The sequence below is a fragment of the Bacteroides sp. An279 genome (assembly GCF_002159615.1).
Classification (GTDB): Bacteria; Bacteroidota; Bacteroidia; order Bacteroidales; family Bacteroidaceae; genus Phocaeicola; species Phocaeicola intestinalis.
Window position 1 is genome coordinate 1 of sequence record NZ_NFJA01000088.1, and the last position, 15671, is coordinate 15671.

The following is a 15671-nucleotide window of genomic DNA, read 5'->3' on the forward strand; positions in this document are numbered from 1 at the left end:
GCTCCTGTTCTTCGTCAGATAGCCCGCTATCTTCCTCATCACAAAAGCGAAAATGCCTCAAAAACTCATCCCAAATCATCGCACGATAAATTCAAAACAGCTTCTTAATTCTATCTCAATAAATGTAAGGAAGATAAGTGCCAATGGAAAAAGGTGGACTTTTACCGGTTTCACGAAATAATGGAAAAGCAGAGGAAAGCAATCAGTTTATTTCCGGCGGAAAAATTACAAGTTTTCTTCCATATCTCCGAAAAAATGTGCGACTAAATTGCTGAACGGATTAAATCCTTTCTTACCAAACCGGGGAAACAATGCTGTCTTCCCGATAGATGGTGACGGTACGTTGTTGGGTTGAATCCGCGTGGATGCTGGTTACATCTCCACGAGTCGTGAAATATACGTAGTTTCCTCTGTCCCGGAAACGGTATACTTTCACTCCGTCGTGCTGGAACAGGTAATCTATCGTATAGGTATCGTTGTTGCTTGGCTTTTCGTATCGCAAAGGGACATTCAGGTTGCAGGAAATCATCAACGTGCTGCATACGAGCAGGCAGAATTGGAAGCGTTTTTTCATATCGGTAAGGTTGAAGAGTTAAGAATGAAGAAGAGAAACTTATCAGTTAACCTTATTCTCATTCTTCATTCTTAACTCTTCATTCTTCATTCTAAAAAAGTTATTTCTTCAGTGCGGCGATGCTTTCTTTCAGTGCGGCAATCTTCGTTTCAGCATCTGCCTGCTTCTTGCGCTCCATTTCAATCACATTGGCAGGCGCTTTGCTTACGAACTTCTCGTTGCCTAACTTTTTCAGCACGCTCTGCAGGAATCCTTCCTGATATTTCAGGTCGGCTTCCAGCTTTTTCAATTCTTCTTCTACATTGATGAGGTTGCCCAATGGCACGGCATATTCGGTAGTACCTACCATGAAGGCCGCTGCGCCTTCTGCTTTTGCTTCTACCGTATGGATATCGGACAGGTTTCCCATCTTTGCCAGGATAGAATTGAATGCGGATACCGGATTTGCTCCAACCACTTCCAAAGCCAGGGTTTCTTTCTGTGCAATGTTCTTTTGCAAGCGGATGGTGCGGATGCCTCCGATGACTTCTTTTACCTTCTCGAAATCGTTTACCAAAGCTTCGTTGAACCCTTCCGCTTTGTCCAGCTGTTGCGTCATGATGCTTTCGCCGGGCTGGCGGTCGTAGATGTGTTGCCACAATTCTTCGGTGATGAACGGCATGAACGGATGCAACTGCATGAGCAAGGCTTCGAAGAACTTCAGGGTCTGTTCGTAGGTGGTGCGGTCGATGGGTTGTCCGTATGCGGGCTTCACCATTTCGAGGTACCAGCTTGAGAATTCGTCCCAGAAGAGTTTGTAAACTGCCATCAGCGCTTCGCTCAGGCGGTATTTGCCGAATAAGTCTGTCACTTCAAGGGTGGTTTTTGCCAGCATTGCCTTGAACCATTCCGTGGCGATGCGGGCATATTCGGGCTGTTCGATGTCGGCCACGTTCCATCCTTTCACCAGACGGAAGGCGTTCCATATCTTGTTGTTGAAGTTACGTCCTTGTTCGCACAGCGCATCATCGAACAGGATATCGTTTCCAGCGGGAGCCGAAAGCATCATGCCCATGCGCACGCCGTCGGCACCGTATTTCTCTATCAGTTCCAGCGGGTCGGGCGAGTTGCCTAACGACTTCGACATCTTGCGTCCGATTTTGTCGCGCACGATACCGGTAAAGTATACGTTGCGGAACGGCATGTCGTGTTTGTATTCATAACCTGCCATAATCATACGTGCCACCCAGAAGAAGATGATGTCCGGTCCGGTCACCAAGTCGCTTGTCGGATAGTAGTAGTTGATTTCCTCATTGTCTGGGTCGAGGATGCCATTGAACAGCGAGATGGGCCAAAGCCATGAAGAGAACCACGTATCGAGGCAGTCTTCGTCCTGACGGAGGTCTTCCGCTTTCATATTGGGGTTGCCGGTCTTCTGCTTGGCGAGTTCGAGAGCCTCTTCGGGTGTTTCGGCTACTACATATCCTCCCTGCGGCAGATAGTATGCTGGGATGCGGTGTCCCCACCAAAGCTGACGGCTGATACACCAGTCCTTGATGTTCTCCAGCCAATTGCGGTACGTATTCTTGTACTTGGCAGGATAGAATTTCAGTTCATCGTTCATTACCGGAGGCAATGCCATATCGGCAAAGTGCTGCATCTTGAGGAACCATTGCATCGAGAGCTTCGGCTCGATAGGCACGTTGGTGCGTTCCGAAAAGCCTACCTTGTTGGTATAGGCTTCCACTTTCTCCATCAGTCCGGCTTCTTCCAGGTCCTTTTCGATTTGCTTGCGCACCTCGAAGCGGTCCATGCCTACATAAAGTCCGGCGGCTTCGCTGATGGTTCCGTTGTCGTTGAAGATATCGATGCTTTGCAAGTTGTGCTTTTCGCCCAGCATATAGTCGTTCACGTCGTGTGCCGGCGTAACCTTCAAGCAGCCTGTACCGAATTCGATATCCACATAATCATCTTCGATAACCGGAATCACACGGTTCACCAGCGGAACAATCACTTTCTTGCCTTTCAGCCATTGGTTCTTCGGGTCGTTGGGGTTGATGCACATCGCCGTATCACCCATGATGGTTTCGGGGCGGGTGGTGGCTACTACGGCATAGCGTCCTTCGGAATCTCCTTCTACCTTATAGCGGAGATAATAGAGCTTGCTATGTTCTTCCTTATAGATAACTTCTTCGTCAGAAAGTGCGGTCAGGGCTTTCGGGTCCCAGTTCACCATTCGCACACCGCGATAGATAAGTCCTTTATTGTATAAGTCTACAAAGACACGGATGACGCTCTTGCTGCGCGTTTCGTCCATGGTGAATGCCGTGCGGTCCCAGTCGCACGATGCGCCCAGCTTGCGTAATTGCTTCAGGATGATGCCTCCGTGTTCGTCTGTCCACGCCCATGCGTGTTTCAGGAATTCATCGCGTGTCAGGTCGGTTTTCTTAATGCCTTCTTGTGCCAGTTTGTTTACTACTTTTGCTTCGGTGGCAATCGAGGCATGGTCGGTTCCCGGCACCCAGCAGGCATTCTTGCCGGTCATGCGTGCGCGGCGCACCAGGATGTCCTGAATGGTATTGTTAAGCATGTGTCCCATGTGGAGCACGCCGGTCACGTTGGGCGGCGGGATGACGATGGTGTACGGCTCACGTCCGTCGGGTTTCGAACTGAATAGTTTGTTGTCCAGCCAATACTGGTACCATTTCCCCTCCACATCTGCGGGATTGTACTTACTTGCTAATTCCATCTTATTTTATTCGTTTTTAATGTTTACCTTATTCTGCTTCAGCGTGCAAAGGTAATAAATTCTTTGGAATATGCATATAAAATCAGCAGAATCAAATGACGTGACATGATGTGCCGGGGCAAGCGGATGAAGCTATGGGGCTGTACGGGAAGGAATGCCGGTTTGTATTAAAGGTTTTATCGGGTGAGAACGGTAGTTTTAGCCTGTTGAAACCGGTCTGAAACAAAGCCGCTCCGCCAGATGCATCTGCACGCATCTGGCGGAGCGGCTTAGTATTTGTTTGCAGGAGTAAAGAACCGGGAATGTGTTATCTCAGTTCGTCCGACGTGTAGCCTTTCGGGAGCGGTCGGCAATTGTACCCGGATGCCATGATTTCTCCGTATGCGCCTGCAGAGCGGATGGCAAGAAAATCGCCACGATGTGTGCGGTTCAGGTCGATGGCTTTTCCAAAGACATCGGACGATTCGCAAATAGGCCCTACTACATCGTAGGTTTCCACCGGTTCTTCGGAGGAAATGTTTTCTATCTTGTGGTATGCCTGGTAAAGGGCAGGGCGGATGAGGTCGGTCATGCCTGCATCGGCGATGGCGAATTGCTTGTTGGTGCCTTGTTTCACGTATATGACGCGTGTGATGAGGCTTCCGCATTGTCCTACTACAGAACGGCCCAGCTCGAAGTGCAAAGTCTGTTGCGGGCGAAGCTTCAGGTGCTTGTGGTAGGTAGCAAAGTATTCGGCAAAGTCGGGGATGGATTGCCGGTTGGGATGCGCGTAATCGATGCCCAGCCCTCCTCCTACGTTGATATGTTCCACGATGATTTGGCGTGCGTAGAGTTTTTCCTGCAATTCGTTTACACGGTTGCACAGGGCGATGAAGTCTCCCATATCCAGGATTTGCGAACCGATGTGGAAGTGCAGGCCGACGAACTTCACGTGGTTCATTTCGAGTGCCCGGTCGATAACCTTATCCATATCCTGCATGCTGATGCCGAACTTGTTTTCGGCAAGTCCTGTGGTGATATTGGCATGTGTATGTGCTCCTACATCAGGATTGATGCGGAAAGCTACGCGTGCTATCTTGTTCTTGCCGGCAGCCAGCTGGTTGATGACTTCCAGTTCGGGAACAGACTCTACGTTGAAGCAAAAGATGTCGTGGTCGAGTGCAAGGTTGATTTCCTTGTCGGTCTTGCCCACTCCGGCAAATACGATCTTGCTTGCGGGAAACCCTGCTTGGATAGCCGCTTCTATCTCCCAGCCGCTTACGCAATCCACTCCCAGTCCGCTCTCGCGGATGATGCCTAAGATTTTAGGATTGGCGTTTGCCTTGATGGCATAGTGCACACAGAATTTGTTGTACTTTCCGGCTTCGGTGCGGATAACGTTCAATGTCTCGCGCAACAGGTCGGCGTTGTAATAATAAAAAGGAGTTTCTACGTTTTGGAATCTCTCTACAGGAAAAATACCTTTCATAATCGATTTGTATTAAGTATTATAAAAAAAGCGGACGATGCGGTTTGTGTTACAACCGTACCATCCGCTTTCCGTGTTATATAAAAGTTATGAAGAAGATTTCGTTATTTGCCGGTATTGAACAGCACGTCGCTCAAGGATTGCAAGGCTTTCTTCTTGTCGCATTCCCGAATCAGGAACGAGATATTGTAGTTGCTGCCTCCGAATGAAATCATACGTACCGGAATGTCACGCATCGCATCGAGTGCTTTGGCTTCGAAGCCCACGTTTTCCCATTCCAGGTCGCCCACAACGCATACGATGCACATGTCGTGGTCAACGGTAACGGTGCCGTATTTCTTCAAGTCATTGACAATTTCATTTAAATGTTTGGTATTGTCTATCGACATCGATACGCCTACTTCCGAGGTGCAGACCATATCAATGGCGGTCTGGTAGCTTTCGAATATTTCGAATACTTTCCGTAAGAACCCGTAAGCCAGCAGCATACGGCTCGACTTGATTTTAATGGCTGTTATGTTGTCTTTGGCAGCTACGGCTTTGATTTTCCCCTTTTCGGTATCATTTGAAATCAAGGTACCGGGGGCGCTTGGTTCCATCGTATTCAGCAGGCGCACCGGAATATTGGCATATTTGGCAGGCTGGATGCAGGTGGGGTGCAGGATTTTAGCACCGAAGTATGCCAGTTCTGCGGCTTCTTCGAAATGCAGCTGGCGTACGGGCGATGTTTTGTCAACCACACGCGGGTCATTGTCGTGCATGCCGTCGATGTCGGTCCATATCTGGATTTCAGAAGCGTTGATAGCGGCTCCGATGAGGGATGCGGTATAGTCGCTTCCGCCCCGTTGCAGGTTGTCGATTTCGCCGTATGCGTTGCGGCAGATGAATCCTTGGGTGATGTAGATGTCTTGTCCCGCATGTGCTTCCAGCTGTGCGGCAAGTTTCTCGCGGATATAATTCAAGTCAGGTTCACTGTTTTTGTCCGTGCGCATGAATTCCAGTGCAGGAATCAAATAGGCTTTTACGCCTTGTTCGCACAGGTAGTTGGTAACCATGTTGGTAGAGATGATTTCTCCTTGTGCCAAGATTACCTTTTCTTCGAACAACGTAAAAATATCTTTTGTAAACGACCGGATGTAATCGAATACCGATTTTACAAATTCCAGTGTCTTCTGTTTGTACTCCTCTGTAGAATAAAGTTCATCAATGTGTTGTTTGTATTTGCTTTCCAACCTGTTGATGATTTCATTCGCACCTTCTGGGTTTTTCTTGTACAGATAATCTGAAATTTCGACCAAGGTATTGGTTGTACCCGACATGGCAGACAGGACTACGATTTTCTGTTCGCCATCGGTAATCAATTTGGCAACGTCTTTCATTCTCTGTGCCGAGCCTACTGACGTTCCTCCAAACTTTAAAACTTTCATTTTCAGTTTCGAATTTTTAATTGTTCACTTTAAATACTATTTCTTTTCTGTGCGCAAAGATACGAATATTTCACGGTCTTTTTATGATTTGCCGCTAAAATCTTGGTCTCTTTGTTTTTTTTAGGATTCGCCAATGCGTTGCAAATGATGCTGTTCGCAACGGTAAACGATTCCCGGATATTCGGAGAGTAGGTGAAGGTTATGGGTAGTCATAATGATAGCCGAGCCTTGATTGCATATTTCCTTCAGCAGTTCCACGATGTTTCGTCCGGTTTCCACATCCAGATTTCCTGTCGGTTCATCGGCGAGGATAATATCTGGACTGTTCAGTATGGCGCGCGCTATCACGATGCGTTGCTGTTCGCCTCCGGACAGTTCGTTGGGCATCTTATAGCCTTTGTTTTCCATGCCTACCCGTTCGAGTACTTCCGCAATACGGTTTTCGATGGCTTGCCGTTGTCTCCATCCGGTGGCACGCAACACAAATTCCAGGTTGTCGTGTACGGTCCGGTCGATAAGTAGCTGGAAGTCTTGGAACACGATACCCAGTTTACGCCGCAATTCGGAAATGTTCTTTTGCTTCAGTTTTTTCATATCATAGCCCAATACGGTGGCTTCTCCTTTCGCAATGTCCAGTTCTCCGTAAATTGTTTTCAGGAGAGTAGATTTTCCGCTTCCCACTTTGCCGATGATGTAGACGAACTCTCCTTTATGCAGTTCGAAGTCCACATCATGCAGGACGCAGAGAGCCTGTTGGTCGATTTCCACTCCTTTGTATCGGATTAGCGGTGTTTCGTCCATAAGTCATCAATGTTTTTTCCAGGTTGCGCTATGACGTTCTTTCAATTCCCGTGCCAGGTCTTCGATGCGGTATCCTTTTGAGGTGAGTAGTACAATCAGGTGATACAGCAGGTCGGCTCCTTCGTAAATCAGACGTTCATCGGTACCGTTACAAGCCTCGATAATGGTTTCTACAGCTTCTTCGCCTACTTTTTGTGCCATCTTATTGACTCCGGAGCGGAACAGGCTGGTAGTATACGAGTGTTCGGGCATTTCTTTGTGGCGCTTGTCGATGAAGTCTTGCAATTCTTTCAAGAACATGATGTCTTGCTCGTTTTTTTCTCCCCAGCAAGTGTCGGTGCCCGTATGGCATACAGGACCGGTCGGGTGTGCCTGAATGAGCAAGGTATCATTGTCGCAATCGCTCTTTATGGAAACTACTTCCAGAAAGTTCCCGCTGGTTTCGCCTTTCGTCCATAAGCGTTGTTTGGTACGGCTATAGAACGTGACTTTGCCTGTTGTCAAGGTCTTTTCGTAGGCTTCTTTGTTCATGAATCCAAGCATAAGCACTTTTTGGGTATAGCTGTCTTGGATAATGGCAGGGACTAATCCGTCCATTTTATCAAAGTCGGGTTGCATAGTTTTTTCATTTTAAGGGTTATGAGATATATAATCAGTTAAATTCTTACGTTAATGCTTTCCGTATGGAGGTATGCTTTCAGTTCGGGTATGGGTATTTCGCCGAAATGGAATACACTTGCCGCCAGTGCCGCATCGGCTTTCCCTTGCGTGAACGCGTCTTTGAAATGCTGTTTGTTCCCGGCTCCTCCCGAAGCGATGACCGGAATGGTTAATGTGTCGCTCAGTATTGCCAGTGCCTTGTTTGCGTATCCGTTTTTCACTCCGTCGTGGTCCATGCTGGTGAAAAGTATCTCTCCGGCTCCCCGTTCGTTGGCTTCATGTGCCCAATTGAACAAGTCCTTTTCGGTTTCCACCCGTCCTCCGTTCAGATAACATTTCCATCCTTTTTCCGTTTGGCGGGCATCAATGGCAACCACACATACTTGAGAACCGAAATGCTGGGCTATGTCATCAATGAGTTGGGGATTCCGGATAGCGGCAGAATTGACCGATACTTTATCGGCACCGGCATTCAGCAGGCGCTCCACATCGCTTAGCTCGTGAATGCCTCCGCCTACGGTAAACGGGATATTGATGCAGGCAGCTATGCGTTTCACTAAGTCGGTAAACGTTTTCCGTCCTTCGTGGCTGGCTGTAATGTCCAGGTAGACCAGTTCATCGGCTCCTTGTTCGCTGTAGAGTTGTCCCAGTTCCACGGGGTCGCCTGCTTCGCGCAAGTTGATGAAGTTGGTTCCTTTTACGGTTTGTCCGTTCTTTATATCCAGACAGGGTATGATTCGTTTTGCTAACATGCGCTCTACTCCTTATTATATTATATAGTGGCTAAGTTCTTTTAGTGAAATCCGTCCTTCGTAAATGGCTTTCCCGAATACAACGGCTGGAATGCCTGCTTCATCCAGTTTCAGGATATCATCCATACAGCTGATGCCTCCGCTGGCTATCAGGTAAATTCCGGGGCAGGCTTTCAGTATGTCTTGATAGAGCGGGAGAGAAGGACCGTCCAGCATTCCGTCATGGCTGATGTCGGTACACAATACTTTGGTGATTCCTTTTTGTGTGTATTGCTCTAAGAAAGGCATCAGTTCCATCGGGCTTTCTTCTTTCCAGCCGTTGATGGCGATTTTGCGGTCTTTCACATCCGCTCCCAGAATGATTTTCTCGTTCCCGTAGGTTTGCAGCCATTCACAGAACCATTCGGGGTGTTTCACGGCTACACTGCCCAGTGTGACCATTTCGGCACCGCTCTCGAATGCGATTTCGATATCGCCCGATGTCTTGATTCCTCCGCCGAAATCGATGATGAGCGAGGTATGAGTGGCAATCTGTTCCAATGTGCGGTAATTCACGATATGGTGGGATGCGGCTCCGTCTAAGTCGACCACATGTAACCTGCGGATGCCGTATGCTTCGAACTCTTTGGCTACTTCCAGCGGATTCTCGTTGTAGACCTTCTTCGAATTGTAATTGCCTTGCGAGAGACGGACACATTTTCCATCAATGATGTCGATGGCTGGGATTAGTTCTATCATGTCAGTATGCTATGTTTAAAAAGTTCTGTAATATACGTTCTCCGGTTTTCCCGCTCTTTTCGGGATGAAACTGAGTGGCATAGAAGTTGTCTTTGTGCAGGGCGGCACTGAAGGGCAGGATATAGTCTGTCCGGGCTGCCGTAAAATCGTTTAGCGGAACGTAATAGCTATGCACGAAATAGACAAATTCTTCTTGTTCGAAACCGTTGAACAATAGCTTGTCTGTGCATTGGATGGTATTCCAACCCATGTGGGGCACTTTGTCTTCGTGGCGGACAGGCTGGAAACGCTTGACATCTACATCGAAAATGCCCAAGCACGGGACATCACCTTCTTCCGAATGCCGGCACATCAATTGCATGCCCAGGCAAATGCCTAAAACGGGTTGTTTCAGGTCGGTGATCAGCCGGTCCAGCTGATGCTCCTGAAGGTATTCCATGGTGTTCTTGGCTTCTCCGACGCCCGGAAAGATGACTTTATCCGCTTTTCGGATAAGTTCCTTGTCGGCGGTAATGACCGGCTCTATCCCTAACCGGCGCAAGGCATAGTCTATCGAGAAGATGTTTCCTGCATTGTATTTGATAATCGCTACATTCATGCTTTTTCTCTTGTTTCTTTTTTGTTTTTGCAAAAATAGCGAATTATTGTTGAATTCCTATTATTTGTAGCAGAAAGATGTAGTTTTGTTTGGAATGTGTTGCATTTAGAATAGAACGATACCGGCTTCGAAAGTCCCTTTGTGGTCTAAGGTGTGTCCCTTGCTATACGGGCGTGTCCAGGCATAGCCACCCGAGGCGAAGATGCCCAGTCTTTTCGTTATGCGGAACTCCAGATTCAGGCGTGGTTGAAGGGCATAAGTCCGTGCAGGATATCCTTTGTGTTTGTTATCAAGTGTTTCGATGTGGTAAAATCCAGCATCGGCACTGATTTCCAACAGGCGGCAAAGCGGGAGGTATATACCGGCGCGGTAGAAAGCAGAAGCCGAGAGATCGTGGTCAAGATCGAAGTACCATGCACCTCCGCCCAGTTCGGTGTAAGTGAACCGGTTCTTGAAGCGCACCGCCACGTTTGCTTTATTCAAGTTCCCGCTCGAAACTATCAGCTGAATGTGTGTGCGTGGTGAAATATTGATGCACCCTATCTGGTGAGCAAGGCTGTCTGAGCTGAGGTTGAAAAAGCCCAGTTGCAGGCTTTTGTGACCATGGCTGGAGATATTGGCTATTCCCAGCTGTACTCCTTTGTTTTCAGCACTGTAGTTTCCCAGACCTAGTTGCACGCCTTGGTTCGTGACCGCTACATTACCTAACATTGCTAGTTGTACGCCTTGGTTGGCACTGCCCACTACATTCAGTAAAGAGGTGAGTTGCATACCGCGTATGGTGTCTTTACAAGCATTCATCAGTCCTCCCAACATCAGTCCGTTTTGGTCTTGTCCGGTAATATTGGCTATTCCTGCAAGCTGCACTCCCGATGAATTTCCATTGCTCATATTCAGCAACCCGCTGAAAAGAATGCCGCGCGTGTTTCTTGCACTCATATTGCCAATGACTGACAATGCGAATCCGTTTATCGTTCCTCCGTTTACATTGACCAGGCCGCCTAACACGATGCCGGATGTGTTCCTGCCCGTTACATTGGCAATGCCTGCCAGCTGGAATCCTGCAACGTCTAACCCTGTGATATTGGTCAGTCCTGTTACCTGAAGACCTTTTGAATGGTGGTAGGTTACGCTGGACAAGGCGTTGATGCCCATACCGTTCAAGCATGGGTAGTTACTCAGTAGTCCAAGGTTGAAGTATGTGCGCGAAGGTTGCTTTTTCTGATTTGTAATGTTCAGTGCAAGGTGGATGCCCTTTTTCTGTCCTTTCTGGGTGCGTAGTTGGGCGTTTGCCGGCAGCACTGTGGCCATAAGCAGGCAGGTATATAAAATACCTGCCAATAGCGTGTTTGGTTTCATATAATTTGAATGTTGTCTATCACAGTATACAGTTGCGGAGAAAACCGGACGTTGAAAAATAAAAACCTCCGTGTGAATCTGCATATTCCGTGATGAGAATAAATGACATACATTGAATCCGTTCTCTTTACTTGACTTCCTGATACAGGAAACGCTTGATACTTTTCTTCGGGGTTTTCTCAAATTCCTCGGGATAGATGCGTACGGCGGCTATCTGCGAGTACGAAGGGAGGGCGGCGTTCAGCATCGTCCGGTTTTCTTCCATTTTTGCTTCAATGTCCTGGTCGGTCATCCCCTGAGCATAGGCAGCTTCAAAGTCAGGATATATCAAGGCTGCCAGCCGGTTGTCGCGTTGTTGGATGACGATGCATTCTGCTACGAACGGAAGGTTGTTCAGTTGTTCCTCGATTTCTTCCGGGTAGATGTTCTGTCCTGACGGACCGAGCAACATGTTCTTGCTCCGTCCCTTAATAAAGAGATTGCCTTCTGCATCGATGATGCCTAAATCGCCCGTATGTAGCCATCCGTCCTTATCAATTGCCTGGGCGGTAGATTCGGGGTTCTTGTAGTAACCTAACATTACGTTGTCACCCCGTACCAGAATTTCGCCCACCGTATAATGTGGTTCGGGGCTATCGATACGTATTTCCATCCGTGGCGCAGCTTTTCCACATGAGCCTGGGCGGAATCGTTTCCAGTCTTCGTAACTAATGATGGGACCACATTCTGTCATTCCGTAGCCTACGGTGTAGGGGAAATCCAGCCCTTTCAGGAAAGTTTCCACTTCACTGTTGAAAGCGGCGCCGCCTACGATGATTTCGTAGAACTGTCCTCCGAATCCCTTCACCAGTTGTTCACGGATGGCTTCGTTTATCTTTCCGTTGATGATGGGGAGTTTCATGAGCATTTTCATCTTGAGTGTTTCAGTTTTTGGCTGTACACCTTTTTTGATGATTTTCTCGATGATGAGCGGCACGGCAATAACGATGTGTGGCTTCACGTCAGTAAATGCCTGAGCGATGATTTTCGGACTGGGCATACGCGTGAGAAAGAATACGTGGCACCCGGCGCATAACTCGTAAAGAAACTCGAAAGCCAACCCATACATGTGCGCCATAGGAAGCATTGACACTACGCGGTTACCCGGCTGGAGGGGAAGTACTTCGAAGGCGAACTGGGTGTTCGACCAAAGTGAGCGGTAGGGTAGCATAACTCCTTTTGAGAAGCTGGTAGTACCTGATGTGTAGTTGATTACTGCTAGTTCTTCTTCCGCATCGCGACGGTAGGTCACGTGTTCGCGGCGGAAATTGCGGGGATATTTCTTACCGAACAGCTCGTTCAAGTGCTCGCGTGCGTATTCCAGTTGTTTGCTCCGGCATACCAGCAGGGTGAAGTCGGTCATCAGAATGATGCCTTCCAGCCGGGGCATCTCAGCTTCGTTGAGGCTTTCCCATGCCATGTCACCCACAAAGAGCAGACGCGCGTCCGAATGGTTGACGATGTTATGGATATTGTCTGCCTTGAATTCGTGGAGGATAGGTACTGCCACTGCGCCGTAGGTCAGTGTGGCGAGGAATGCCACTCCCCAGTGCGAACTGTTCCTGCCGCAGATGGCCACCTTGTCGCCGGCCTGTATGCCGCTTTCCTTTAGCAGGATATGCAGCTTTTCTATTTTTCGTGCCAGATCCTTATATTGCAGGGTGGCACCTTTGTAATCGGTCAGCGCATCAAGGTCCCAGTTCGTTTTGATGCTCTGCTCTATGAGCGCTAAGAAACTTTTTTCCATAATTAGGGTATATTGGTTGCACAACTCGTGCGATATTGTGCAAATATATCCTTTTATTCTTACCTGTGCAATGATACGGGCGTTTTCTTTGCAAAATATGTGTTTCTCTGCGTCATCGTGACTTCAAGCATGCATTTTGATGAACATAAGTGAGTTGGCCGTTTCACATAAGTAAGTCGGGCGTTTCACATAAGTGAGTCAGTCTTATCACTTATGTTCGTTTAAGGGGGCTTTTGACGATTTGTCCTGAATTTATTTATTCGTGGTGTTCGCTGTAATATTTCATAAATTGCGTGCGCTCGAAAGGATTGATGTCGCCTGCCACTTGTGCGTTGAGTTTGCCTTTGTATTGCGCCAGCGTATCAAAACCTTTGTTGTCCATCCATTGTGACAATTCATCAAGCATGGTAGCGATGACAGGGGTACCATGACGGTATACAGCCGTACAGACTTCAGCGGCTGCAGCTCCTGCCAAGATTGACTTAGCGAGGCATTTCCCGTTGTGTACGCCTCCTGATATGGCGTAGTCTAGTTGGGGTACGGCAGCGGAAGCTATAGCGGTCCAACGCAGGCGGGAGGCTAGTTCGCCCGGCTGGCTCATCACATCGGTGCTACCGATGGTAAGTCGGTCGATGTCGATGTCGGGCTGGTAGAGCCTGTTGAATAAAACCACGGCATCTGCACCGTTAGCGTAGAGTTGGTCGATAAGAGTTACGGGATTGGTGAAGTTGTTTCCCAGTTTCATGATGACAGGTATTTTCACTTCCTTCTTCACACGGTGTAGAATGTTAAGGTGACGTTGTTCGAAGCTGCCGGGGATGTAGTTCTTTTCGGTCTGTAGAGCGAGAATGTTGATTTCCAAAGCATCGGCGCCTGCCTGCTCCATCAGCACGGCAAAGTTGGTCCACTCCTGATCGCTGTAACAGTTGATGCTGGCTATAACGGGAATGGTGCAATGTTTTTTTGTTTCTTTCAGGAGGCTTATGTGCGCATCAAGCATGTGCGAACGGACGTAGGTGTTCAGATAATCATCGGCTTCGGGTGAGCCATATCCATGAAGAGTACCAGTCTGGGCATGGATTTGTTCTTCGAATACCGATTTCAGTACAACAGCTGCCGCACCAGCATTTTCCAGTTGTTTGATTTTGTCGGGGGTGTCGGTCAGTCCCGAACTGCTGATGATAACGGGGTTTTTCAGTTTCAGTCCCGCAAATGTGGTTTTCAGGTTTGCCATGGCTTTGTATAATTAGGTTAATGGATTGTTGGCAAGTTGTCAACTTAATAAACTCTTTCTCCGAATATTTTGGTGCCTACCCGCACCAGGGTTGTACCGTTTCGGAGAGCGATTTCATAATCGTGCGACATACCCATCGAGACTTCCTTAAAAGTCGGTTCTTCGGCGAAAAAAGCCTGTTTCCATTCATCGAACAAGTCTTTCAGGGTATGAAACTCGTGTGCTATCTGTTCCTCATCATCGGTGTTGGTCGCCATTCCCATCACACCGGCTATGCGGACGTGGTCCAGTTTTTTCCATTCACCTGCTTCCAGCATTTCCCGGCAAGCCTGGGGGGTGAATCCGTACTTGCTTTCTTCGCGTGCAATATGTATTTCGAGCAGACAGGGGATGACACGGTTATATTTTGCTGCCTGCTTGTTGATTTCCGCCAGCAGCTTATACGAGTCTACGGCTTGTATCAGGGCGATGTAAGGAGCGATATATTTCACCTTGTTGGTTTGCAGGTGCCCGATGAAATGCCATTCGATGTCATTGGGCAGTGTTTTCTGTTTTTCTGCCAGTTCTTGTTCCTTGCTTTCACCGAAGATGCGTTGCCCTGCTTCGTAGGCTTCGCGGATGGCTTCGGCGGGATGGAACTTGGATACCGCCACTAGCCGTACGCCGTCGGGCAGTTCGGCAAGCACGTTTCGTAAATTTGTCTGGATGTCCATAAATAGATACGTTTATTAGAGTTTGTACGTTTTTTAGTTTTTAAGCTGAAGTATGTCAAAACTGATAAACTTACAAACTCAAAAACTAAAAAACAGGACATTTATAGGTCGTTTTTATCTTTTGTCAGCATCGGGAAACTCTGGCTTCACGTCAGGCTCTGCCGAGTAAGGGTATACATCCATGATAGCAGTTTCGGCAATGGATGCGATGACGTAATCCGCCATAGTGCCTTTCATGCCTTCATCGAGTTTTTTCACGGCATCGCGCAGGTCGGCCGCTTGTACCAGCATGTTGGCAGATGTTTTCTTTTCCGCTCCGCTCTTTTCGTCAAGGGTGATAAAATAGAGCTTGCACTTGAACCAGCGGTCGGCGGCTTCTTCTTCAGAAGGGAAAAGTTCGCTGTAGTTTGCCCGCTTGATGTCGGCAACGGTAAATTCTCCACTGATGAACGGGGTTATTTCTTCGATGATGCGTGATTCGGCTTCTGTGAAGCTCAGCGCATCGACCAGATAGGGTTCTGTTACTTTCTTGTTCATGCCATTTTCTGCCACTTTCTCGTAGCGGATTTTGCATTCGAACCAATTATGCATCATAATTTATGTCTTTTTTCTGTTTTGAAGATGAATATATTTGTTTTCTTTTCGTGCAAAGGTACGCATAAATTTGATACGGTAATGCTTGGCGGGGTGTAAATTTATGGGTTGACGGAGTATCGGTTGGCAAGGGCAGAGTCAACCAGCGAGTGCAACATTACGAAATATTTTTGAAAAAGACCTCAGCCGGAGTCAAGAAATTGAGTTTTTCTCTCGGTCTGGCATTAATTTTCTTCCTG

14 protein-coding genes are annotated in these 15671 nt (G+C 47.9%); all 14 read right to left on the bottom strand.

Annotation, left to right across the window (positions count from 1 at the left end; genetic code table 11):
• Window positions 1-292: 292 nt before the first annotated feature.
• The 14 genes from B5F78_RS13445 to B5F78_RS13510 all read right to left on the bottom strand — a co-directional run bounded on the left by B5F78_RS13445 (window position 293) and on the right by B5F78_RS13510 (window position 15435).
• Window positions 293-574, bottom strand: a complete 282-nt coding sequence (locus B5F78_RS13445) for a DUF4884 domain-containing protein (RefSeq protein ID WP_087406957.1) — start codon at window positions 572-574, stop codon at window positions 293-295.
• Between the two features lie 100 nt (window positions 575-674).
• Window positions 675-3302, bottom strand: coding sequence for a valine--tRNA ligase (locus B5F78_RS13450; protein ID WP_022040233.1), 2628 nt, complete (start codon window positions 3300-3302; stop codon window positions 675-677).
• 307 nt (window positions 3303-3609) lie between these two features.
• Window positions 3610-4770 (bottom strand): diaminopimelate decarboxylase, encoded by a 1161-nt coding sequence (lysA, locus tag B5F78_RS13455; protein ID WP_022040192.1) that lies wholly within the window; start codon window positions 4768-4770, stop codon window positions 3610-3612.
• Window positions 4771-4874: 104 nt separating this feature from the next.
• The gene (locus tag B5F78_RS13460; protein WP_087250911.1) at window positions 4875-6197 is read right to left on the bottom strand and encodes an aspartate kinase; all 1323 of its coding nucleotides are present in this window, start codon (window positions 6195-6197) and stop codon (window positions 4875-4877) included.
• A 120-nt stretch (window positions 6198-6317) separates the two neighbouring features.
• Window positions 6318-6998 carry a cell division ATP-binding protein FtsE gene (locus B5F78_RS13465; RefSeq protein WP_022040194.1) on the bottom strand — a complete coding sequence of 227 codons (681 nt, stop codon included), beginning with the start codon at window positions 6996-6998 and terminating at the stop codon, window positions 6318-6320.
• 6 nt (window positions 6999-7004) lie between these two features.
• Window positions 7005-7616, bottom strand: coding sequence for a bifunctional phosphoribosyl-AMP cyclohydrolase/phosphoribosyl-ATP diphosphatase HisIE (hisIE, locus tag B5F78_RS13470; protein WP_087207293.1), 612 nt, complete (start codon window positions 7614-7616; stop codon window positions 7005-7007).
• 38 nt (window positions 7617-7654) lie between these two features.
• Window positions 7655-8410: an imidazole glycerol phosphate synthase subunit HisF gene (gene hisF, locus B5F78_RS13475; RefSeq protein WP_087406958.1), complete on the bottom strand. Its 756-nt coding sequence runs from the start codon at window positions 8408-8410 to the stop codon at window positions 7655-7657.
• Between the two features lie 15 nt (window positions 8411-8425).
• Window positions 8426-9148: a 1-(5-phosphoribosyl)-5-[(5-phosphoribosylamino)methylideneamino]imidazole-4-carboxamide isomerase gene (hisA, locus tag B5F78_RS13480; RefSeq protein WP_087250892.1), complete on the bottom strand. Its 723-nt coding sequence runs from the start codon at window positions 9146-9148 to the stop codon at window positions 8426-8428.
• A 1-nt stretch (window position 9149) separates the two neighbouring features.
• Window positions 9150-9746: an imidazole glycerol phosphate synthase subunit HisH gene (hisH, locus tag B5F78_RS13485; RefSeq protein WP_087207291.1), complete on the bottom strand. Its 597-nt coding sequence runs from the start codon at window positions 9744-9746 to the stop codon at window positions 9150-9152.
• A gap of 105 nt (window positions 9747-9851) precedes the next feature.
• Window positions 9852-11105, bottom strand: a complete 1254-nt coding sequence (locus B5F78_RS13490; protein ID WP_087406959.1) for an LA_2272 family surface repeat-containing protein — start codon at window positions 11103-11105, stop codon at window positions 9852-9854.
• Window positions 11106-11232: 127 nt separating this feature from the next.
• Window positions 11233-12891 (bottom strand): AMP-binding protein, encoded by a 1659-nt coding sequence (locus B5F78_RS13495; protein WP_022040198.1) that lies wholly within the window; start codon window positions 12889-12891, stop codon window positions 11233-11235.
• A 256-nt stretch (window positions 12892-13147) separates the two neighbouring features.
• Window positions 13148-14125 (bottom strand): dihydroorotate dehydrogenase-like protein, encoded by a 978-nt coding sequence (locus tag B5F78_RS13500; protein WP_087406960.1) that lies wholly within the window; start codon window positions 14123-14125, stop codon window positions 13148-13150.
• Window positions 14126-14169: 44 nt separating this feature from the next.
• Window positions 14170-14838, bottom strand: coding sequence for a YggS family pyridoxal phosphate-dependent enzyme (locus tag B5F78_RS13505; RefSeq protein WP_022040200.1), 669 nt, complete (start codon window positions 14836-14838; stop codon window positions 14170-14172).
• Window positions 14839-14952: 114 nt separating this feature from the next.
• Window positions 14953-15435, bottom strand: a complete 483-nt coding sequence (locus B5F78_RS13510) for a DUF4494 domain-containing protein (protein WP_087207283.1) — start codon at window positions 15433-15435, stop codon at window positions 14953-14955.
• Between the last annotated feature and the right edge of the window lie 236 nt (window positions 15436-15671).